At 65.8% G+C, this 22,268-nt stretch carries 15 protein-coding genes; 5 read left to right on the forward strand and 10 right to left on the reverse strand.

Annotated features, from left to right (window positions below; translation table 11 throughout):
• Nucleotides 1–156 precede the first annotated feature (156 nt).
• Nucleotides 157–468 carry an SCP2 sterol-binding domain-containing protein gene (locus tag FEZ61_RS04870; RefSeq protein ID WP_017640561.1) on the forward strand — a complete coding sequence of 104 codons (312 nt, stop codon included), beginning with the start codon at nucleotides 157–159 and terminating at the stop codon, nucleotides 466–468.
• Between the two features lie 172 nt (nucleotides 469–640).
• Here the strand turns inward: FEZ61_RS04870 and FEZ61_RS04875 are convergent, their stop codons facing one another.
• The 8 genes from FEZ61_RS04875 to FEZ61_RS04910 all read right to left on the reverse strand — a co-directional run bounded on the left by FEZ61_RS04875 (nucleotide 641) and on the right by FEZ61_RS04910 (nucleotide 16,274).
• The gene (locus FEZ61_RS04875) at nucleotides 641–1,057 is read right to left on the reverse strand and encodes a DUF6232 family protein (protein ID WP_156522345.1); all 417 of its coding nucleotides are present in this window, start codon (nucleotides 1,055–1,057) and stop codon (nucleotides 641–643) included.
• Between the two features lie 145 nt (nucleotides 1,058–1,202).
• Nucleotides 1,203–2,684 (reverse strand): efflux transporter outer membrane subunit, encoded by a 1,482-nt coding sequence (locus FEZ61_RS04880; RefSeq protein ID WP_017640560.1) that lies wholly within the window; start codon nucleotides 2,682–2,684, stop codon nucleotides 1,203–1,205.
• Nucleotides 2,681–5,791, reverse strand: coding sequence for an efflux RND transporter permease subunit (locus FEZ61_RS04885; RefSeq protein ID WP_173147543.1), 3,111 nt, complete (start codon nucleotides 5,789–5,791; stop codon nucleotides 2,681–2,683). Before FEZ61_RS04885 ends, FEZ61_RS04880 begins: the two co-directional genes overlap by 4 nt.
• A gap of 1 nt (nucleotide 5,792) precedes the next feature.
• Nucleotides 5,793–8,924 carry a multidrug efflux RND transporter permease subunit gene (locus FEZ61_RS04890; RefSeq protein WP_173147545.1) on the reverse strand — a complete coding sequence of 1,044 codons (3,132 nt, stop codon included), beginning with the start codon at nucleotides 8,922–8,924 and terminating at the stop codon, nucleotides 5,793–5,795.
• A 9-nt stretch (nucleotides 8,925–8,933) separates the two neighbouring features.
• Nucleotides 8,934–10,169, reverse strand: a complete 1,236-nt coding sequence (locus FEZ61_RS04895) for an MdtA/MuxA family multidrug efflux RND transporter periplasmic adaptor subunit (protein ID WP_064308662.1) — start codon at nucleotides 10,167–10,169, stop codon at nucleotides 8,934–8,936.
• 159 nt (nucleotides 10,170–10,328) lie between these two features.
• Complete coding sequence (gene tpx / locus FEZ61_RS04900) at nucleotides 10,329–10,829, reverse strand: thiol peroxidase (protein ID WP_173147547.1); 501 nt, start codon at nucleotides 10,827–10,829, stop codon at nucleotides 10,329–10,331.
• A gap of 79 nt (nucleotides 10,830–10,908) precedes the next feature.
• Nucleotides 10,909–14,601, reverse strand: coding sequence for a translocation/assembly module TamB domain-containing protein (locus tag FEZ61_RS04905; protein ID WP_017640555.1), 3,693 nt, complete (start codon nucleotides 14,599–14,601; stop codon nucleotides 10,909–10,911).
• The gene (locus FEZ61_RS04910; RefSeq protein ID WP_017640554.1) at nucleotides 14,598–16,274 is read right to left on the reverse strand and encodes an autotransporter assembly complex family protein; all 1,677 of its coding nucleotides are present in this window, start codon (nucleotides 16,272–16,274) and stop codon (nucleotides 14,598–14,600) included. Before FEZ61_RS04910 ends, FEZ61_RS04905 begins: the two co-directional genes overlap by 4 nt.
• A gap of 175 nt (nucleotides 16,275–16,449) precedes the next feature.
• On the opposite strand from FEZ61_RS04910, the gene xthA reads away from it, so the two are divergent.
• Nucleotides 16,450–17,262, forward strand: coding sequence for an exodeoxyribonuclease III (gene xthA, locus FEZ61_RS04915; protein WP_017640553.1), 813 nt, complete (start codon nucleotides 16,450–16,452; stop codon nucleotides 17,260–17,262).
• A 70-nt stretch (nucleotides 17,263–17,332) separates the two neighbouring features.
• The gene (locus tag FEZ61_RS04920) at nucleotides 17,333–18,688 is read left to right on the forward strand and encodes a substrate-binding domain-containing protein (RefSeq protein WP_017640552.1); all 1,356 of its coding nucleotides are present in this window, start codon (nucleotides 17,333–17,335) and stop codon (nucleotides 18,686–18,688) included.
• A gap of 244 nt (nucleotides 18,689–18,932) precedes the next feature.
• On the opposite strand, the gene FEZ61_RS04925 is transcribed toward FEZ61_RS04920, so the two are convergent.
• Nucleotides 18,933–19,412: a DUF192 domain-containing protein gene (locus tag FEZ61_RS04925; RefSeq protein ID WP_017640551.1), complete on the reverse strand. Its 480-nt coding sequence runs from the start codon at nucleotides 19,410–19,412 to the stop codon at nucleotides 18,933–18,935.
• 64 nt (nucleotides 19,413–19,476) lie between these two features.
• On the opposite strand from FEZ61_RS04925, the gene FEZ61_RS04930 reads away from it, so the two are divergent.
• Nucleotides 19,477–20,685 (forward strand): MFS transporter, encoded by a 1,209-nt coding sequence (locus tag FEZ61_RS04930; RefSeq protein WP_093251211.1) that lies wholly within the window; start codon nucleotides 19,477–19,479, stop codon nucleotides 20,683–20,685.
• On the forward strand, nucleotides 20,682–21,890 hold the full coding sequence (locus FEZ61_RS04935; protein WP_017640549.1) for an MFS transporter: 1,209 nt from the start codon (nucleotides 20,682–20,684) through the stop codon (nucleotides 21,888–21,890). The genes FEZ61_RS04930 and FEZ61_RS04935 overlap by 4 nt, the downstream gene beginning before the upstream one ends.
• A gap of 66 nt (nucleotides 21,891–21,956) precedes the next feature.
• On the opposite strand, the gene FEZ61_RS04940 is transcribed toward FEZ61_RS04935, so the two are convergent.
• Nucleotides 21,957–22,151, reverse strand: coding sequence for a hypothetical protein (locus tag FEZ61_RS04940; RefSeq protein WP_017640548.1), 195 nt, complete (start codon nucleotides 22,149–22,151; stop codon nucleotides 21,957–21,959).
• Nucleotides 22,152–22,268 lie beyond the last annotated feature (117 nt).

A 22,268-nucleotide genomic window follows, 5' to 3' on the forward strand; every position in this document is an offset into this window, starting at 1 on the left:
CATTGGCAGCGATCAATCCGTGCACGCGCACCAGCCTTTCAAACAAGCGTATGAATATCCGTTGACAGGCCTCCTGCCGCCCCCTACCCTCGGTCGAGTGCCCTGCCCCTCCCGCCGGAGTGGGCCTCATCGAAAAAGACCACAAGGACCCTCGCCATGAGCGCAGCCGAAGCCATCGCCACCCTGAAGAGCAAGTTCGACCCCTCCGCCGCGGCCGGCCTGGATCTCACCTATCAATTCGACGTCGAGGGCGGTGACAACTACTACGTGGTCGTCAAGGACGGCACCTGCGACGTCCAGCAAGGCGACGCCGCCGACCCGGATTGCACCCTGATCATGGACCAGGACACCCTGGCTGGCATCGTCAGCGGCGAAACCGACGGCATGCAGGCCTTCATGTCCGGCAAACTGCGCGTCGAAGGCAACATGATGCTGAGCATGAAGCTGGGCGAACTCTTCCCCAACTAAGCGCCAGTCATGAAAAAGCCGGGCAATCGCCCGGCTTTTTTGTGCTCTTTTTAAGACCCTGAATCAAGTGTAAAGCGAATAAATTGAACCCGCTATTGCCACCCCAAGAGGGTGGCTTGAGTTATAACTGACCCATTGAAGCAGTTCGCGCTGCCAACACCCTCCCGCCAACTCAGCCCCTAAAAACTATTGCGTCATTTAGGGCAGACTCGACCGCACGAATGTCTGACTCTTCATTACTGCTAAGAGCGGTAGTTTCTCCAGATGAAGTAGTTAGGATTAGCTTGTACTCGTATACTGGCTTGATAGCGCGATACATTTTAATACCGAGAACAAGCAAGCCCACACCTATCGTAGCCATAAGCCAATGAGACTTTAGATTGCCAATCCCAATAAAGAAGAGCGCAAGACCAACGAAAAACACAATCACAGCGTTGGATTTTGATGGAGTTTTATCGGCTGATCCAACCTTGACGGAGCTGACCGAGGCCATTGCATAGGTTTTCTGATTCACAATGAATCGCGTATTCGTAACCTTGATACTGCTTGACGTATAAAATGTTTTTTCCAAACTGACTTCGCTTTCCATGCTGTCCTTACCTGATAGCAAAGGACCAAAACTATCATCTACACCACGCGATTCAAAACCCAACAAAGGGGCTGAGCCTGACGAAAGGGCATAACGGCAGGCTGAGCGCGTTTCGTTGCAGCTGTACCCAGGACTAGAAATGCAGTCAGGGCCGCCGGGGCGGTACGGGCGGAGTGAGATTGCCATCCCAGCCACCGCCGAGCGCGGCGATCAGCTGGACGCTGGTGCTGAGGCGACTGCCCAGCAGGGTCAGGTTGGTGCGTTCGTTGCTCAGGGCGGTGGTCTGCAGGGTGACGACGTCGAGATAGCCGATCAACCCGGCCTGGTACTGATTCTCTGCCAGTTGCAGGGCGCGGCGCGCGGCGTCCAGGGCCTCCTGGCGTACGCCGGCTTCGTCATCGTAGGTGCGCAACTGCACCAGGTAGTCTTCCACCTCGCGGAAGCCATCGAGCACGGTCTGGCGATAGCCGGCGACGCTGGCGTCGTAGCTGGCTTCGGCCGACTCCACCTGGGCCCGGCGCAGGCCACCATCGAACAGCGACAGGGCGAAGGATGGCCCGATCGACCAGAAGCGATTCGGGGTGCTGACCAGGCTGCCCCATTGGCTAGCGCTGTAGCCACCGCTGGCGCTCAGGGTCAGGTCGGGATAGTAGGCGGCTTCGGCGACGCCGATGGCGGCATTGGCGGCCATGACCTGGCGCTCGGCCTGGGCGATGTCCGGACGCCGCTCCAACAGCGTCGAGGGCACGGCGCTCGGCAGCGGCGGCAACTCGGGAATCGTCTTGACCGCAGCCAGCTGGAAATTGGCCGGGACTTCGCCGACCAGCACCGCGATGGCGTTTTCCAGCTGGGCGCGTTGATACCTGAGATCGATGGCGTCGGCCTGGGTGCTCTTCAGCTGGGTGGTGGCCTGAGCGACATCGGCCGGAGTGACGATACCGGCGCGATACTGGTTCTGGGTCAGCCGCAGGGAGCGCTCGTAGGCGGCCACGGTGGCGTCGAGCAGCCGCTGCTGGGCATCCAGCACCCGCAGCTGCAGGTAGTTGGTCGCCAGTTGCGTCTGCAGACTAAGGCGGGTGGCGGCCAGCTCGGCGGCGCTGGCCTGGGCGGTGGCCCGATCCGACTCCACCTGGCGGCGGACGCGGCCCCAGAGATCCAGCTCCCAGCTCACCCCCAGACTGGCGTCATAGGCGTTGCTGATGGTACTGGTGCCGCTGCTGCTGAAGGTGCTGCTGGTGCCACTGGAGTTGCGGATGACGGTGTTGCTGCCCGAACCGCCGCCGCGTCCGGAACGGGTGGCGCCCAGGCTGCTGGACAGGGTCGGGAACAACGCGGCCCGCGCCTGACTGACCAGGGCCAGGGATTGCCGATAGGTCGCCTCGGCCTGGGCCAGGCTCTGGTTGCGCTGGTTCAGCTGGACCATCAGGCGATCCAGGGTCGGATCATCGTAGCGGCGCCACCAGTCGCCACGGACCTCCAGATCCTTGGGCGCGGCGGCCTGCCAGCCCTCGGCATGACGGTAGGCGACCGGCACCGCAGTGGTCGGCCGCTGGTAATCCGGGCCCAGGGTACAGCCGGCCAGTAGCAGAGCCAGGGTCAGCGTCGGCAGGCGCAGGGTTGGAGTCATAGCGGCGTATCCAGGGCAGCGTCGGTACGGATGCCGCGCCAGCGATTGACGCGGCGGCGCAGGCGTTCGAAATAGAGATAGACCACCGGGGTGGTGTAGAGGGTGAGGATCTGGCTCAAGACCAGGCCACCGACGATCACCAGGCCCAGTGGCTGGCGCATCTCGGCGCCTTCGGTATTGCCGATCAATAGCGGTACGGCACCGAGGATGGCGGCCATGGTGGTCATCAGGATGGGCCTCAGGCGCAACAGACAGGCCTGGCGAATGCCCTCCTCGGGCGTCAGTCCCTGCTGGCGCTCCAGCTGCAGGGCCAGATCCACCATCATGATGGCATTCTTCTTCACCACCCCGATCAGCAGGAACAGGCCGAGCATGGAAATCAGGCTGAACTGGCCACCGGTGAGCTGGATGGCGAGCAAGGCCCCTACCCCGGCCGACGGTAGCGTCGAGAGGATGGTCAGGGGATGCACGTAGCTCTCGTAGAGCACGCCTAGGACGATATAGACCAGCACCAGGGCGCCGAGAATCATCAGCGGTTGCCCCGACACCGTGCTGGCGAAGATGTTGGCGGATCCGCCCAGGCGACCCTGGACATCGGTCGGCAAGCCGATGGCCGCCACCGCGCGCTGTACCGCCCGGGTCGCCTGTTCCAGGCTGACGTCCGGCGCCAGGTCGAAGTTGATGCTCTCCGAGGCGAACTGGCCATCGTGGGTAACCCGGTCCTCGGCGAGGCTGTTGGTGTAGTAGGCGAAGGCCGACAGCGGGACCTGGGCGCCGCTGCTGGTGATGACCCGCACCTGCTCGAGGACGGTCGGATCCTGGGCATAGCGCGGATTGATCTCCATCACCACCTTGTACTGGTTGAGCGGCTCGTAGATGGTCGAGATCTGCCGCTGGGCGAAGGAGTTGTTGAGCACCGCAGCGACGGTCTCCATGTCCACGCCGAGGCGCTTGGCCTTCTCGCGGTCGATCTGCAGGGTGATCTGCTGGGTGCTGCCTTCGCGGCCGTCCACCGCGGTCAGCTCCGGCAGCGCCTTGAGTGCGGCCAATACCTTGGGCTGCCAGGTTTCCAGCAGCCCGACGTCGCCCGAGAGCAGGTTGTACTCATAGGACGAGGTGCTCTGCTGACGACCGCCGAATCTCAGGTCCTGGTCGGCCATGAGGAACAGCTGGGCGCCCGGCACCTTGGGCGCGTTGGCGCGGATGCGCTCGATGACCTTTTGCGCATCCAGCTGGCGCTCGGCGATGGGCTTGAGGCGAATCAGCATCACCGCGTTGTTCACCCCACTGCCGGAGCCGGAACTGCCGACGAAGCCGGAGGCGCTGGCCACCGCCGGATCGGCCAGCAGCGACTTGCGCAGGATCTCGATCTTCGGCTGCATGACCTGGAACGACAGCGCATTGTCGCCGCGGATGAAACCGATCAGCTGGCCGGTGTCCTGCTGCGGCATGAAGGTCTTGGGCACCACCACATAGAGCAGCACGTTGAGCGCTATGGTCGCGATCAGACTCAGCAGGGTCAGCCGCCGATGACGCAGGGCCCAGCCGAGGCTGCGGTTGTAGCCGGCCACCAGCCGGCGATGGGCCCGCTCGCTGAAACGCTGCAGGCGGCTTTCGGTGGCGGGATCGTGGGGCCTGAGCCAGCGCGCGCAGAGCATGGGCGTAAGCGTGAGAGACACCACCAGCGACACCAGGATGGCGGCGGCCAGGGTCAGGGAGAATTCGCGGAACAGCTTTTCGACGATACCGCCGATGAAGAGGATGGCGACGAAGACGGCCACCAGGGAAACGTTCATCGACAACAGCGTGAAGCCCACCTCGCGGGTGCCCTGGTAGGCCGCCTTGAGCGGCGCCATGCCGTTATCGATGTGCCGGGCGATGTTCTCCAGTACCACGATGGCATCGTCCACCACCAGCCCGGCGGCCAGGATCAGGGCCATTAGCGACAGGGTATTGAGCGAGAAGCCGAGCAGGTACATGACGGCGAAGGTACCTACCAGGGAGATGGGCACCGCCAGGGCCGGGATCACCGCGCTGCGCAGCCGGCCGAGGAACAGCCAGACCACGCCGATCACCAGGAAGACGGCGATGATCAGCGTCAGTTCGGCTTCATGCAGGGTGGCCTTGATCACCCCGGATCTGTCCATGGCCACTTCCAGGCGCGCGCTGGCCGGGACGATGGCCTCCAGCGCCGGCAGGCGCGCCTTGAGCGCGGCGATGGTCTCGATGATGTTGGCATTGGCCTGCCGATTGACCACCAGCAGCACGGCGCTCTGGTCGTTGTAGAAGCCGGCGTTGTAGCGGTCTTCCACGGCATCGCTGACCTTGGCGACATCGCGCAGGCGCAACGTCGCGCCATCCTGGTAGCGGATGATCAGGGGCGCATAGTCGGCGGCCTTGAACAGCTGGTCGTTGGCCTGGATCTGCCAATTGTGTTCGTCATTGGCCACCGCGCCCTTGGGGCGGCGCTGGTTGGCACTGTTGATGGCGGTACGGACGTCGTCCAGCGCCAGCCCGTAATGCTCCAGCTGGCGCGGTTCCAGCTCGATGCGCACCGCCGGCAGGGAGCTGCCACCGATCTGCACCTCGCCCACGCCGCTGACCTGGGACAGGCTCTGGGCCAGCACCGTGGACGCCAGGTCGTAGAGCTCGCCCTTGCTCAGGGTCTTGGAGGTCAGCGAGAACACCATGATGGGTGCCTGGGACGGATTGACCTTGCGATAGCGTGGCATCTGGCGCATGCCGCTCGGCAGCAGGTTGCGCGAGGCATTGATGGCCGCCTGCACCTCGCGGGCGGCGGTGTTGACGTTCTTGTCCAGATCGAACTGGATGATGATCTGCGTCGAGCCCTGGCTGCTGCGGCTGGTCATGGAGCTGATGCCGGCGATGGTGCCCAGGGAACGCTCCAGCGGTGTGGCGACGCTGGAGGCCATCACCTGGGGACTGGCCCCGGACAGGGTCGCCGAGACCGTGATGGTGGGAAAGTCCATCTGCGGCAGGGGCGCCACCGGCAACAGCCGGAAGGCGATGGCGCCCAGCAGCAGCAACGCCAGGCTCAGCAGCAGGGTCGCGACCGGCCGGGCGATGAAGGGCGCCGAGAGATTCACCTCAGACCGCCCTGCGTCGACCCAGGCGCTCGCCCAGGCTGTCGAAGGCCAGGTAGATCACCGGGGTGGTGAACAGCGTCAGCACCTGGCTGACCAGCAGGCCGCCGACCATCACCAGGCCCAGCGGCTGGCGCAACTCGGCGCCGGCGCCGGTGGCCAGCATCAGCGGCACCGCGCCGAACAGCGCCGCCAGGGTGGTCATGAGGATCGGCCGGAATCTCAGCAGCGCCGCCTGGTAGATGGCCTCCTCCGGCTGCAGTCCCTGGTGGCGTTCGGCATCGAGGGCGAAGTCGATCATCATGATGGCGTTCTTCTTGACGATGCCGATCAGCAGGATGATGCCGATCACCGCGATCAGCCCGAGGTCGTTGCCGGTGAGCAGCAGCGCCAGCAAGGCGCCGATGGCCGCTGAGGGCAGCGTCGAGAGGATGGTCAGCGGATGGATGAAGCTCTCGTAGAGCACCCCCAGCACGATGTACATCACCACCACCGCCGCCAGGATCAGCAACAGGGTGCTGGACAGCGAGGCCTGGAAGGCCGCCGCCGCGCCCTGGTAGTGGGTGTTGATACCTACCGGCAGGCCGATCTCCTGCTTGGCCGCGTCGATGGCGGCCACGGCGGCACCGAGGGAAACGCCGTTCGCCAGGTTGAAGGACAGGGTCACCGCCGGGAACTGGCTGAGGTGGTTGATGACCAGACGGGTCGGCCGCTGCTCCATCTTCACCAGGCTGGACAGCCGCACCGGGACGCGACTGGTGTCCGTGGTGGTTTCGGTCGTGCTGGCCGTACCGGTGCCACTGCTGCCGCTGGAGGAGGTACCACTGCCCGCCTTTACCCAGACCTGGCTGAGGGCATCCGGCCCCAGGCTGTCGGCAGCGGCGCTGGCCAGCACCACCCGGTACTGGTTGGCCTGGGTGTAGATGGTCGAGATCTGCCGCTGACCGAGGGCGTCGTAGAGGGCGTCGGTGATGGCCGAGACCTGCACCCCCAGGCGCGCCGCCGCGTCGCGGTCGATGGTCAGGTACAGCTGCAGCCCCTTGTTCTGCAGGTCGCTGGTGACATCGGTGAGCTCGGGCCGCTGGTGCAGCGCCTCGGTCAGCCGCGGCACCCAGGTGTCGAGCAGAGTGGCGTCGGGTGAATCCAGGGTGAGCTGATACTGGGTGCGGCTGACCCGGTCTTCCACGCTGAGGTCCTGCACCGGCTGCATGTAGAGGGTGATGCCCACCACCTTGGCGACCGCGGGCCGCAGCCGGTCGATCACCTCCTGGGCCGTGACGTCGCGCTCGCTCTGCGGCTTGAGGTTGATCTGCATGCGACCGCTGTTGAGGGTGACGTTATCGCCATCGACGCCGATATAGGACGACAGGCTCGCCACCGCCGGGTCTTGCAGCACCACCGCGGCCAGGGCCTGTTGGCGCTCGCTCATGCCACGGAAGGAAATCGACTGGGGCGCCTCGGTGATGCCCTGGATGGAGCCGGTGTCCTGGGCTGGGAAGAAGCCCTTGGGCACCAGCAGATAGAGCACCGCGGTAAGCACGAAGGTCGCCAGCGCCAGCAGCAGCATCAGCGCCCGATTGGCCAGCGACCAGCGCAGCGCCCGGCCGTAGCCGGCGATCAGCCGCTCCAGCCAGACCAGCTGGTGCTCGGCGGCTTCCTCGCGCTTGAGCAGGCGGGCGCACATCATCGGCGTGAGGGTAAGGGAGATCACCAGGGAGATAAGAATGGCCACCGCTAGGGTGATGGCGAATTCGCGGAACAGCCGGCCGACCACGTCCTGCATGAACAGCAGCGGGATAAGAACGGCGATCAGCGAAACGGTCAGGGACACCAGGGTGAAACCGATCTGACGGGCGCCCTTGAGCGCCGCCTCCATGGGTGTGGCGCCCTCTTCCAGATGTCGGGAGATGTTTTCCAGCATGACGATGGCGTCGTCGACGACGAAGCCGGTGGCGATGGTCAGGGCCATCAGCGACAGGTTGTTCAGCGAGAAGCCGGCCAGGTACATGGCGCCAAAGGTGCCGATCAGCGACAGCGGCACCGTGACCGAGGGAATCAGGGTGGCGCTGAAGCGGCGCAGGAAGACGAAGGTGACCATCACCACCAGCCCCACCGCCAGCAGCATCTCGTGCTGGACGTCGGTAACTGCGGCGCGGATGGTCTCGGTGCGGTCGCTGAGCACGGCGATGTCGAGACCGGCCGGCAGGCTTTCCTTGAGGCTGGGCAAGAGCGCCTGGATGCGGTCGACGGTCTGGATGACGTTGGCGCCGGGCTGGCGCTGGACATTGACCAGGATGGCGCCGCTGCGATTGGCCCAGGCGGCCAGGCGGTCGTTTTCCGCGCCCTGGGCGATGGTGGCGACATCACCCAGGCGCAGGGCGCCGTTGTCGGCGTAGTTGAGGATCAGGTCGCCGTAGGCCTTGGGATCGCGCAACTGGTCGTTGGCATCCAGGGTGGCGACCCGGGTGGGGCCGTCGAAGCTGCCCTTGGGCTGGTTGGTGTTCTCGCTGGTGACCAGGCTGCGCACGTCGGCCAGGGTCAGGTTGTGGGCGGCGAGCTTGTCCGGATCGACCTGGATGCGCACGGCCGGACGCTGGCCGCCGGCCAGGCTGACCATCCCTACCCCGCTGACCTGGGCCAGCTTCTGCGCCATGCGGGTATCGACCAGGTCGTAGAGCGTGGGCAGCGGCAGCGTCCTGGAGCTGATCGCCAGGGTGACGATGGGCGTATCGGCCGGATTGACCTTGTTGTACACCGGCGGCGCCGGCAGGTCGTTGGGCAGGAGGTTGTTGGCCGCATTGATCGCCGCCTGGACCTCCTGTTCGGCGACCGACAGGTCCAGCTCCAGGTTGAATCTGAGGGTGATGACCGAGGCGCCGCCGGAGCTGGTGGAGGCCATCTGCGACAGGCCCGGCATCTGCCCGAACTGACGCTCCAGGGGCGCGGTGACGGCACTGGTCATGACATCGGGGCTGGCGCCCGGATAGAGGGTGAGCACGCGGATGGTGGGATAGTCCACCTGCGGCAGGGCCGCGACCGGCAGCAGACGATAGGCCAGCAGACCGGCGATGAGCAACGCCACCATCAACAGGGTGGTGGCGACCGGGCGCAGGATGAAGGGGCGCGAGATATCCATCGCGGCCGGTCAGCCCTGGGTCTTGCCGGGCTTGCGTACCGCCGGCTTGGCCGGTTCGCTGGGCGCCGCCGAGGCACCGGTGACCACCTCCACCTCGTTGCCCTCGCGCAGGCGATCGGTGCCCTCGGTCACCACCCGGTCACCGGCGGCCAAGCCTTCGGTGACCACGGTCAGACTGCCGTCATCCGGCCCCAGCTTGAGGCTGCGGACCTGGATCTTGTTGTCGGGCCCCACCACGTAGGCGAAGGTGCCATTGGAGCCGAACTGGATAGCCGCGGAAGGCACCACCAGGGCCTGATCCAGCACCTGTTCGCGCACCCGCACGGTGACGAACTGATTGGGGAACAGCGCCTCGTCGCCATTGGCGAAGCGCGCGCGAAACTTGAGGGTGCCAGTGGCCGTATCGATCTGGTTGTCGAAGCTCTGCAGGGTACCGTCGGCGACCTTGCGCGAACCGCCGCGATCCCAGGCTTCGACCGGGAGAGTCTGGCCGGCGCGGGCGCGCTTGAGCAACTCGCCGAGCTGGCTTTCCGGCAGGGTGAAGACCACCGAGATCGGCTGGGTCTGGGTGATGACGGCGACCACGGTGCTGTCGTTGGCGGACAGCAGGTTGCCCCCATCCAGCTGACGCAGGCCGACACGGCCGGCGATGGGCGCCTTGATCTGGGTGAAGGCCAGATTCAGCTTGGCATCGGCCACCGCCGCCTGGCTGTTCTTGAGGGTACCGCGGTACTGGTTGACCAGGGCCTCCTGGGTATCCAGCGTCTGCCTGGCGATGCTGTCCTCGCGGAACAGCCCCTGGTAGCGCTTGAGGTCCAGCTCGGCGTTGCGCAGCTGCGCCTGATTCTGCTGCAAGGTGCCCTCGGCCTGCTGCAGCGCCACCTCATAGGGGCGTGGGTCTATGGTGGCCAGCAGCTCGCCGGCCTTGACCTTCTGGCCTTCGTCGAAGGCGACGCGGACCAGTTCGCCGGCGACCCGGGTGCGCACGTTCACGGTATTGAGCGCGGTCACCGTACCGATGGACCGGCGCACGATGGGAAAGCTGCGCTGTTCGACCGCCACCACCCGCACCGGGGTCGGGCCGGTCATGCCGAAGGGCGAACGAGCCCCCTTGCCGGCCGCGGCCTCGCTCTTCTGGCCGTGCTGGTGATACCAATACCAGCCACCCGCGGCCACCAGCACCACGAGGACGAGCAGCCAGACCAGTCGGCGACGGGAGGAAGAGCTAGGCGAAGAGTCGGACATCGGAGAATACGTACACGCTGGGGAAGGCGGAAGATAAGCAGTAGCGAGACGGCTAACCAGCCCCTTTACTGCGATTTTACCTAAAGCAAAACGGGCAGACACAAAAGGCGCCTGCCCGTTTCGAAGCGCCCACCGCGTGGCGCGGTGGGTTGCCGGCGATCAGCCGAGGACGGCGAGCGCAGCCGCGTAGTCCGGCTCCTGACCGATCTCGGGCACCAGTTCGCTGTGCAGCACCCTGTCCTGTTCGTCCAGTACCACCACGGCACGAGCGGCCAGGCCTTGCAGCGGACCGCTGGCCAGGGCGACGCCATAAGCCTGCAGGAATTCGGTACCGCGCAGGGTGGAGAGGTTCATGACCTTTTCCAGGCCTTCGGCGCCACAGAAGCGCTTCTGGGCGAACGGCAGGTCGGCGGAGATGCACAGCACCAGGGTGTTATCCAGCTTGTCGACTTCGCTGTTGAACTTGCGCACCGAGGTGGCGCAGGTCGGGGTGTCGACGCTGGGGAAGATGTTGAGCACCTTGCGCTTGCCGGCGAGGCTGGCCAGGGTGATGTCCTGCAGATCGCCATTGACCAGGCTGAAGGCCGGGGCCTGTTGGCCAGGCTGCGGCAGGTTGCCCTGCACCTCGACCGGGTTGCCACGCAGATTGACGGTTGCCATGAACAGCTCCTTTCTCATGAGACGGGACAGGGAGTAAACACGTTTTCCGCACCCGATCAAAGCGTTACGCGCCCCTGCTTCAAAAATCGCGGCGATAGAAGAAATCCAGGGAATTGGCCAGACCGCTGGCGATCTCGAGATAGAGCCGGCGGGTGAGCTGGTAGCGCAGGGCGACGGTATTGGCCGAATCGAACACCCCTACCCCATAGCGCACCGACAAGCGATCGGTGAGATCTCCCGAGGCCACCACGCTGGTCTTGTCCCCCGATCCAGCGGTATCCAGCTGGAAGTTCTGGATGCCCAAGCGCTGCGCCAGGGCACCGGCGGTGCCGGAACTGCCGGCCAGGCCCAATGCCAGCGCCGCCTGGCCGAGCACGTTGTTGTCGCCTTCGCTGCCGCTGGACAGCGGCCGCCCCAGCACCAGGTAGGCCAGCGCCTGCTCCTGGCTCATGCTCGGCTCGGAGAACACTTCGATACGCGGCTGCTGGGCGAAGCCCGAGAGCCGCAATCCCGCGGTGACATTCTGCTCCTGCACCACCCGTACGGCTTCCACATCGATATAGGGCTGGGCGATAGGCCCCTGGAAGAACAACCGAGCGCGCCTCATGGTCAGGCGCTGACCATAGGCGTTGTAGCGGCCGTTGCGCAGGTTCAGCTCGCCGCGGGTGTCGAGGTTGTCGCCGATGTGGACCCTGCCGACGATTTCCGCGGACAGGCCAAAGGCGTCGAAGGTGAGCTTGTCGGAGCCGACCAGCACATCGACGTCCATGGCGATCTGCATGGCCTGCTGCCTGGCCGGCGCCTCCTGGCCGACGATGACGGCATCGTCCGACACCTTGACCGTGGACGGCGGCAGCTGCTGCACCTGGATGCGCCCACGCGGCACCCGGACCTCGCCCGCCAGGGCCAGGCGGCCGTTCTGCATCAGGATCTTGAGATTGGGCGCCACTTCCAGCTGCGCATAGGGCTCGACGTTGACGGGAAGCTTGTCGCCGGTGACCGCTACGTCGACGTCCAGGCCATTGGCCCAGCCGACGCTGCCCCGGATCTGGCCGCGCCCCTGAGTGCCGCTGCGCCAGCCGCCGTCGAGCAAGGCGGTGTCGCCCTGGATACGGGCGGTCAGGCCGAGGTCCTGCAGGCGCGTCGGCACGCTGCCGCCGCCGATGTCGCCGCCGCTGAGCTGGATCTGGCCGTTGACCCGCGGTTGCAGCAGGGTTCCGCCCAGCTCGCCCGCGCCGTTGATCTTGCCTTCCAGATGCTCGATGCCTTCGACGAAGGCCTTGCCGAGAGCCAGATTCAGGCCCTGCAACTGGAAGCGACCGGCCAGCGCCTGGTTCGGATCGCGGGGATCCAGCCGCGCCTGCACATCGAGCCGGCCGAGGTCAGCACTGGTCAGGCGCACCTGGGTGTCCACCTGCTGCGGTTTTAAGGCGCTGGTGACGTCCAGGCTGTCGTAGCTGAAGGTCTGCCACTGGCCCGCGGCGTCGCGCAGCCTGAGGCTCCCACGGCCGGCCTGGAGACGGATCTCGCCATCGGGTCCGGCCTTGGGCAGGCGTAGGTCGACGTCGCCATCGAGGCTGCCCTGCCAGGCCAGTTCCGGCGGCAGCAAAGGTTGCAGACTGGCCAGCGGGAAGGCGCGCAGGTGCCAGGCGAGACGGGTGTCGGGCAGTAGCTGCTGATCGTCGCCGCAAAGGCTGGCCGCGCCGGACCGCCAGCAATGCCGGCCCAGTTCCAGGCGCCCGTTGGCCAGGCGTTCGATGCGCGCGGGGTTTTGCAGGGTCCAGTTCTGGCCGCTGGTGGCAACCGAGCCGCGGGCCAGCTGGCCCTTCCAGTCGCCGTTGTCGGCCAGGGTACCGCCGGCCGCGAGCGCCAGGTTGAGCTGGGGCCCCTTGAGCGACAGCTCGGCCTGCTGTTGGCGGCGATCGCCCTGCCCCTGCAGGCGCAAGACGCCAAAATCGCGCCCGGCCGCCTGCAGGCCCTGGGCGGTCAGCTCCAGCTTGCCGCGCTGGCGATCGTCCAGAGTGGCCGCCAGCCCCAGGCTGCTCATGCGGTTGTCGGCATAGGCGAGCTGGCGCCCATCGAGCTGCAGCTTGCCCGCCGGTGCCTTCAAGGTGCCCGCCAGATCCAGGCGACCCTGGGCGCTGCCCGAGAGATCGGGCCAGAGCTGGGCCAGTCGGCGCAGATCCAGTTGTAGTTGGCCCTGCAGCCGCTGGTCGAGGGCGCCCTGCCCCTGGATGCGGTTGTCGCCCAGGCGAACATCCAGCTGGGAGACCTGCCACTGCTCACCGGCGCCCTGGGCCTTGGCCGCCAGGACCGCCGGTTGGTTGCGCAGTCGGCCCTTGAGGTCCAGATCGGCATCCAGCTGCAGGCGGCCATCCTTGAAGGCACCGGAACTGCGCAGCGGACCGGCCAGGCTGCCGGGCAGCTGGGCGACCCAGAAGGCCGGATCCAGGCGACTCAGATCGAGAGCCACCTGCCAGCTCACGCCGTCGGCGAAGCCCAGGTTGACCTTGCCCTGCGCCCGCCCCTGGCCGGCCTGGAGATCCAGCGAGGGCAGATTGAGCTGGGTGGTATCGCCGGTGAAGGGGGTGGCCAGGGTGAAGGCACCGGCCGGACCGGTGGCCGCGGCCTTGAGATTGCCCAGGTAGGCACCGTCCCGGTAGGCCACCTCGCCCTGCAGGCGCTGCAGGCTCACCGGCGGCTCCGCCATGGGATACAGCCGCCGCCAGGGGAAATCGCGCCAATCCAGGGTGGCATCGGCCGCCAGCCCTTCCTGCCAGTCGAGCTGGCCGGCCAGCGCCACGCGCTGCTCGGGCGCGGCCTGCAGGCGCAGGGCGGCGATCCGCGCGCCCTTGGCATCGACGCGACCGTCCAGATTCAAGTCAACCGGGCCGCCCTCGCCCGGCAATTTCGCTTGACCGACCAGCGTGTAGCCGGCGGCCAGATCGCCCCGCGCCGTCAGCTTGAGATCATTCAGCCGCAGGGTCTCGGGCAGGCTGGCGGCCGCCTTGAAGCCATCGGCCACCAATTGCAGATCGGCCGGGACGTTGTCCACCAGCGGCTGCACCGTGCCGGTCAGGCGGCCGGGCAGATAGCCGCTGCTGTCGGCCTCCAGGCGCAGGGTCTGCTGCAGCTCGCCCTCCAGCTTGAGCACCAGCGACCAGGGCGCGGCCTCCGGCGCCGGCAGGCCGAGGGTGCCCTGCAACTGCAGCGGCCAGGCACCGCTGGGCTGCAACCGGCCATGGGTATCCAGGCTGATGCCATGGGCCATGCCGGCCAGGCGCTCGATGGTTATCCCATCAGCCTGCCAGTGGGCCTGGAGTTCCAGGTCGCGGGCCTGCTCGGCGCCGTTGTAAAGAACTTCACCGATCCGTACCTCACCCAGCTGCACCCCCAACGGCAAGCCGAGGCTGGGTAACTGGATGGGTCCGCTCTTTTCCGGCACCGGCTCCGGACTGGGCGCCTGCTCGATGGCGATGCGCGAGGCGACCAGGGTATCGATGCACAGCTGCAGCCTGAGCAGGCAGCCGGGTCGCCAGGCGAATTCGGGGGCCTCGACCGTTACCCGGGTGGCGCCCCCCTCCCAGACCAGCTGCCGAGCCTGCCAATGGCCACCCAGGCGCCCCTGAAACTCGGTCAGGGTCAGACCCGGCACCCGCTCCAGCACCAGGCGGCCGATGCCGGCGTTGCCCAGGACCAGGGCCAGCAACAGGATCAACCCACCGAGCAGGGTCGCCAGCACGCCAAGGATGACACCGCCTACCGACTTCACAGCTCAGGTCCTATGGAAAAGTGCAGGCGGATACCGCCGGGTTCGTCGAGGCCGTGCGCCAGGTCGACGCGGATCGGCCCGACTGGCGAGACCCAGCGCACGCCCACGCCGACGCTGGTCTTGAGCTCGTAGTTGTTGAGGTCGTTGAAGGCGCTGCCCTGGTCGATGAAGGTCGCCAGCCGCCACTTGTCGCGCAGGGGATATTGGTATTCGACGCCTCCAGTGACCAGGTAGCGACCGCCCACGTAGTCACCTTCGTCGTTTTCCGGTGACAGGGTCTGGTAGTCGTAGCCGCGAACGCTCTGATCGCCACCGGCGAAGAAGCGCAGCGACGGCGGGATCTTGTTGTAGCCATTGGTGAGGTTGCCGCCCAACTGCAGGCGTCCGAGGAAGCGATGGCCGTCGCCCACGGTGATCAACCCGCGGGCCAGCGCCGTGGCGTGAATCATGTTGGCGTCGGAGAGTAGCCCTTCCTTCGCCGCCGAGACGCCGAATTGCAGGCGGTAGCCGCGATTGGGGTCGATGCGGTTGTCACTGCGCAACAGTGAGAAATCGACCCCCGGCATCACCAGGTTGGAGGTGCCTTCGTCATTGCCCAGGCGATAACTTTCGTTGCGCCACTTGAGCGAGAGCACCCGCTCCCAGCCATTGGGAAACTTGCGATGCCACTCGGGACCCACGGTCAGCAACTGGCTGAGGGAATCGTCGTCGGCGATCTGCTCGTACTGGTAGCCGCCGGCGAAGCGGAACTTGTCATTGATCGGGTCCTGCCCGGGAATGTCGTACCAGGTGGCAATGCTCTGGCGTGGCGCCGACAGCTCCGCCTCCGCACCCAGGCTGTGGCCCTGGGGATTGAGCCAGTGGTTCTCCCAGGTGAATCTCAGCCGCGGGCCGACATCTGTCGAATAGCCGGGACCAAAGCCGAAGGTACGCGGCTTGCGGGTCCGCAGGGTGACCGTCACCGGCACCTCGGCGGCACCTTCCTGCTTGGGATAGGTGTCGAGCCGCGCGCCATCGAAGAAGCCGCTGGCCAGCAGGTTGCTCTGGAAATCGGCGATCAGCTCGGAATCGTAGGGCGTGCCCTGGGCGAAGGGCACCATACGCTGCAGCAGATCGGGATCGAAAGGGGCATCCCCTGCGAAGGCCACCTTGCCAAGGACGAAGCGCGGCCCGCTGTCGAACACCAAGGCGATGTCGGCGAAGCCAGTGGCGGGATCGATCCGCAGCTGGTGCTGGGTAAAGGTGCCGCGAAAGAAGCCATACCGCTGCGCCTGATTCTGGATCAGGCTCTTGGCATCTTCATAGAGTCCCTGGTTCAGCGGCTGGCCTGGCTTCAAGCCGGCCGGAATCGGCCGCTGAAAGGCCCGCAATCGCCGCGCTGGCCCCTCGATGCGAATATCCACGTTACGCAGCTTGATCGGCTCACCGGGTCGCACCTCGACGACCAGCCGCGGTGTCTCGCCACTCTCTACCCGAGTCTCGATCTGCGCGTGGTAGTAGCCGAGCGCCTGAGCCGCCTGCTCGGCCTGCCGTTCCGTCGCCGGACGCAGGCGCTGCAGCCCGGCGACATCGCGCCCTTCCACCGAGCCGATATAGGCCTGGATGTTGTCTCGCAGGGGGTTGTTGGCCGGTTGGACGCGAACGCTGACCTCGGCCGGTGCCGCCCAGGCCATGCCGTGCAGACAACAAACTCCAATCAGGGCGCGGCGTAGAGCGTTCTTATTCATACGGGGATGCTAACGGGCGTTGCGCTGTGAGACAAACAGGAGTGGCCAGGGTTCGCCAGGTCGCCGCTGCGACAGGAGGCTTTCTGCTAGGCTAGGGCCATCCATTTTCCAGGACAGCTTCATGAAGATAGTCTGCTTCAATATCAACGGCTTACGCGCAAGACCTCATCAACTTTCCGCCATCATCGAACGCTATGATCCGGATGTGATCGGCCTGCAGGAAACCAAGGTCTCGGACGATCAGTTCCCGCGCGAGGAAGTCGAGGCCCTGGGTTACCACGTGCACTATCACGGCCAGAAGGGCCACTACGGAGTGGCCCTGCTGTCGCGCCTGGCGCCGCTGGAATTGCACAGGGGTTTTCCCGGCGATGGTGAAGAGTCGCAAAAGAGATTCATCTATGGCGTCTTCGCCGACCGAAAGGGTCAGCCACTGGTGGTCATGAACGGCTATTTTCCCCAAGGGGAGAATATCGCTCACCCAACAAAATTCCCTGGCAAGAGGAAGTTCTACGCGGATCTTCAGAATCTACTTGAAGAGCGTTTCACGCCGGACACGCCCTTGCTGCTCATGGGGGATTTCAATATCTCCGCCCAGGACCACGACATCGGCATAGGTGCGGTCAACGCCAAGCGCTGGCTGCGCACGGGCGCCTGCAGTTTCCAGCCGGAAGAACGCGAATGGATGCAGCGACTGCTGGACTGGGGCCTGATCGACAGCTATCGCCAGCTGCATCCGGACGTCGACGACAGGTTCAGCTGGTTCCCCTATCGCAGCCGCGGCTTCGAGGACGAACCCAAGCGCGGCCTGCGCATCGATACCATCCTCGCGTCTCGGGTGCTGCGCGAACGGATCGTCTCGGCAGGCATTGACTATGAGATCCGTGGCATGGAGAAGCCCTCCGACCACGCGCCGATCTGGCTAGAATTGACCTGAGGTCCTGTCACATCGGCGTCATGTGGCCTGCCTAAGGTGGCGGCCTTGTCTCAGGCTCGAGGCCTATTCCATGAACGGCTCTGCCCCGGTATTCCGCCGCGCCTTCCTGCGGCGAGCGGTGCTCGCGACCTTGCTGCCCCTGCTGCCTTCGCCCCTTCTGGCCGGCGAACCCACCACTGTCATTCTGCGCCTGCAAGGCTCCAACACGATCAACGCGAACCTGGGCCCGCGCCTGGTCGCGGCCCTGCTCGCCGAGCGCGGCTATCGGGATCCACAGGTGATACCTGCCACCGTGATGGACGAATGGCAGCTGGTGGCCCGGGCGCCGAATGGCAGTGCCGTGGCCATACAGATCGCCGCCCATGGCTCCAGCACCGGCTTCACCGCCCTGGCCGCGGGCACCACGGATCTCGCCGCGGCCTCCCGGCCCATCAAGGACAATGAAGTCAGCGCCCTGGCCAATCTGGGTGACATGGGCAGCAAGGACGCGGAGTACGTGATCGGGCTGGATGGCCTGGCGATCATCGTGCATCCCGGCAATCCCCTGCGAGAGCTCGATCTCCAGCAGTTGGCGCAGGTCTTCGCCGGCGATATCACCGATTGGCAGCAACTGGGCGGCCCGTCCGGGCCGATCCGGATCTATGCGCGGGATGATCGATCGGGCACCTACGACACCTTTCGCGAACTGGTGCTGAATCCTGCCGGCAAACGCCTGAGTGCGGCTGCCAAGCGCTTCGAGTCCAATGAAGAATTGGCGCAGCAGGTGGCCGCCGATCCTGGGGGCATCGGCTTCACCAGCCTGGCGGCTGCCGCCAAGGCGCCAAAGCTCGCCCTGCGCGACGGTGAAGGCCGCGCCATAGCCCCCAGCGAAGCCAGCATCGCCACCGAGGACTATCCACTCGCCCGGCGACTCTTCTTCTATGGCTCGCCCGCCCAGCGCTCGGACTGGGCGCGCAGTCTGCTGGAGTTCAGCCAGACCCCTGCCGGCCAGGCGGTGGTGCAACAAAGCGGCTTCGTCGCCCAGCGCATCGAACCCCTGACCATCAGCGATACCCGTGGCATGCCACCCGCCTATCTGGAGCTGGCTCGCCGCGCCCAGCGCCTTACGGTGAATTTCCGCTTCACCGCCGGCAGCGCGCGCCTGGATAACAAGGCACTGCGCGATGTCGAGCGCCTGGCCGCCTTCATGCGCCGGCCGGAAAACGCCCATCGGCAGCTGATCCTGGTGGGCTTCAACGACGCCACCGAGGATCCGGCACGGGCAGCGCTGCTGGCCCGTCTGCGCGCCACCGCGGTCGCCACGGCGCTGCGCCACCAGCAAGCCTTCGCTGGTGAGCTGCTCTCCCTTGGCGACCAACTGCCTGTCGCAGGGCTGTCAGCCAACGGCCGGGTAAAGAATCGGCGGGTCGAGGCCTGGATTCAATAGGGACCGGTCGGGCCTTTCCAGGAAGCGACCTGGGGCAACACGGGGACGTATCCCTCCCTGTTGCCCAGGTTCGTGCCAGGCACCCCAGGAGCCACTATCGATAGCGACAGGCATCCCAATCAAGACTTAAAGTACTTTCTCAACATACCTCTATAATCACAATCAAAAATCATATTCAAGTTCTTGATTTTAAAAGTATTTATCTATCGACTTTCTGCTATTTCAGGTGTGAGGAAAAGCGGGACTATCGGGAGGCAGGTGCCACCTTCTCCAACCCTTGCAGACGCTCGCCCGCGCGAATCCCCCGCGTCGAAAACCAGCCAGCCCGGGTTTCCAAGGCATAGCGCGCCGGGGCCCGGGAGCAGTGGCGGGTATCGGTCAGCGGCTGCATTTCGACGGTATTGAGGACTTTGCCGCCGGCATCGATGAAGGCGGCGGCTAGCGCGCTGGGGGTATCGCGCATCCAAAGGCAGCGTTCGTCATCCCCGGCAAAGACGAACAGCATGCCTTCGTGGGCTGCCAATGGCGGTCGCCCCATGAGTCCCTGGGCCCGTTGGGCTGGAGTCGTTGCCACTTCTACAGCGAGGCGCTGGTCGCCGATCCGCAGCTCGATGCGCTCTGCCGCCCAGATGGGCATAGCCGCCAGTGCGGCCAGCAGCAGGCCGCTCCGACCAGGGCCCAGCGCCCGTTTCGCTCCGTCTCGACCCTGGATAAAAAATGTCATTGCATGTGACCTTTGCCAGGCGAAAGCAATCTATCCCACATTGTCAGACAACCTCTCGAGTCCGATGTCGACCGCCAGCCTACCGCCTGCACCCTCACCCGCTCTGGCCACCCGCATTACCCTGGGCACGGTGCTCTTTACCTTTATCGCCTACCTTACCATCGGCATCCCCCTGGCCGTGCTGCCGGGCTTCGTGCACGACCAGCTGGGCTTCAACTCCATCATCGCCGGCCTGGTGATCAGCAGTCAGTACCTGGCGACCCTGTTCTCGCGCTCCCATGCCGGACGCATCATCGACACCGTGGGCGCCAAGCAGTCGGTGCTCTATGGCATGCTCGGCTGCGGTCTCAGCGGCGTGCTGATGCTGGCCTCGGTACTCTTACAAGCCTGGCCCTGGGTCAGCCTTGGTGCTCTGTTGCTCGGCCGACTGGTGCTGGGCTGCGCCGAAAGCCTCTCGGGTACTGGCGCCATCTCCTGGGCAATCGGCCGGGTCGGCCCGGCTAACACCGCCAAGGTGATCTCCTGGAACGGCGTCGCCAGCTACGGTGCCCTGGCCATAGGCGCCCCCCTGGGCGTGGTGCTGGTGGACAGCCTGGGACTGTGGAGCTTGGGCGCCAGCATCATCGGTCTGGCGGCGCTGGGCTATCGGATCGCCAAGCCGCGCCCGCCCATCGTTCCGGTGCGCGGCGAACGCCTGCCCTTCACCACGGTGCTGGGCCGGGTATTGCCCTTCGGCCTGGGCCTGGCGCTGGGTGGCATCGGCTTCGGCACCCTGGCGACCTTCATCACTCTCTATTACGCCAGTCAGGGCTGGAGTGGCGCGGCCCTGTGCCTGACGGTGTTCGGCTGTTTCTTCATCGGTGTACGCCTGGTCTGCGCCAACGCCATCAATCGCCACGGCGGCTTTCGCGTCGCCATCGTCAGCCTGGCGGTGGAAGCCGTGGGCCTGACCATCCTCTGGCTGGCCCCCAGCATAACCACCGCCCTGGTGGGCGCCGCCCTCACCGGAATCGGCTTCTCGCTGGTGTTTCCGGCGCTGGCCGTGGAAGCGGTGCAGCGGGTTCCGGCCTCGAACCGCGGTGCCGCCCTGGCCGGCTATTCGGTGTTCATCGACCTTTCGCTGGCGGTGACAGGGCCTCTCATCGGCGCCGTGGCCACCCATTTCGGCTATGCCGCCAGCTTTCTCTGCGCGGCCCTGGCCGCGCTGGCAGGCTTGGCCCTCAGCGTTCGCCTCCTCTGCCGTTTCGACGAGTCCTCGCGAGAACAGCCATGACCACGACCGCCCCGCCTGCCGCCTCCCTCGCCATCACGCTGCGCATCGTTTCGATCGTCGTCTTCAGCTTTCTGCTGTTCCTGGCGATCGGCCTGCCACTGGCGATCCTGCCGGGCTACGTGCACGACGATCTCGGCTATGGATCGGTCATCGCCGGACTGGCGATCAGTATCCAGTACCTCGCCACCCTCTTCACCCGCCCCCTCGCCGGTAAGCTGGCCGACAGCATCGGCGCCAAGCGTGGAGTGATCTACGGCCTGTTCGGCTGCGTCGCCTGCGGCGTGTTGACCCTGCTGGCCACCTCGCTGCAGAGCGTACCGGGTCTCAGCCTGGGCCTGCTGATCGTCGGCCGGGTCATCCTCGGCATGTCCCAGGCCATGATCGGTACCGGTTGCCTGAGTTGGGGCATGGGCAGCGTCGGCATGCAGCACGTGAGCAAGGTGATCTCCTGGAACGGCATCGCCGCCTATGGCGCCCTGGCTCTGGGCGCGCCCCTGGGCGTGGCCATGGTAGCGGGCCTAGGGCTCTGGAGCCTCGGCGTGGCCATCGCCCTGCTCGGTGCCCTGGGTCTGGCCCTGGCCTGGAACAAGGAGCCGGCGCCGGTGATTCCAGGCGAGCGGCTGCCCTTTCACAAGGTGTTCTGGCGCATCAGCCCCTTCGGCCTCTGCCTGTTGCTCAGCTCCATCGGCTTCGGCGCTATCGCCACCTTCGTCACGCTCTACTACGCGAGCAACGGCTGGCCCAACGCGGCCTTCTGCCTGACCGCCTTCGGTGCGGCCTTCATCTGCGCGCGGCTGCTGTTCGCCGGCACCATCAACACGCTGGGCGGCTTCCGCGTCGCCCTGGCCTGTTTCAGCGTGGAGACCCTAGGGTTGCTGCTGCTTTGGCTGGCGGTCACCCCACAGATGGCGTTGGTGGGCGCGGCCATGGCGGGTTTCGGACTCTCGCTGGTCTATCCGGCCTTGGGCGTGGAGGCCATCGTCAAGGTACCGCCAACCAATCGCAGCGCGGCGCTGGGCGCCTACTCGCTATGCCTGGATCTGGCGCTGGGGATCACCGGCCCTCTCGCCGGCGCCATCGCCAACGGCTTCGGCTTCAGCGCCATCTTCCTCTTTGCCGGTCTCATGGCCCTGGCGGGCCTGGGTCTGAGTGCTTTGCTCTATCATCGAGCGCTGCGCGAGAGCAAAGACCCGATCAAGACCTGAATGGCCGCATTGGTCGAGGGCGAAGCCCTGGATCGGGAGCGCCCAGGCTGCTGCCCCCTGTGATCTCTACAATGGGCCGGGATCCGGAATCGGTGCGGGCGGCTTGGCCGGTTCGGTAAGATTCTCGACCACCTCGTCAGGGATCTCGGTATCGATCTCTTCATCGGCCATGTCGGAGTCGTTGAGGGGTGCCTGATCGCCGCCCAGCCAGAGGGCCAGCGGAGCGGTGGTGTCGGGCGCGGGAGAAAGAGAAAGGATCATGCCGTGGCTCCTGTGCCGTTCGGTCTCAAGCTTTAGTTGGTCGACGACGCCAGATGTTTCACCCTGGCGCCTACCGCACGTCGCCCCATTCGCCAGCGGCGTCAGTGCCTTGCCAGA

The sequence above is a fragment of the Pseudomonas sp. MS15a(2019) genome (assembly GCF_013277805.1).
Classification (GTDB): Bacteria; Pseudomonadota; Gammaproteobacteria; order Pseudomonadales; family Pseudomonadaceae; genus Chryseomonas; species Chryseomonas benzopyrenica.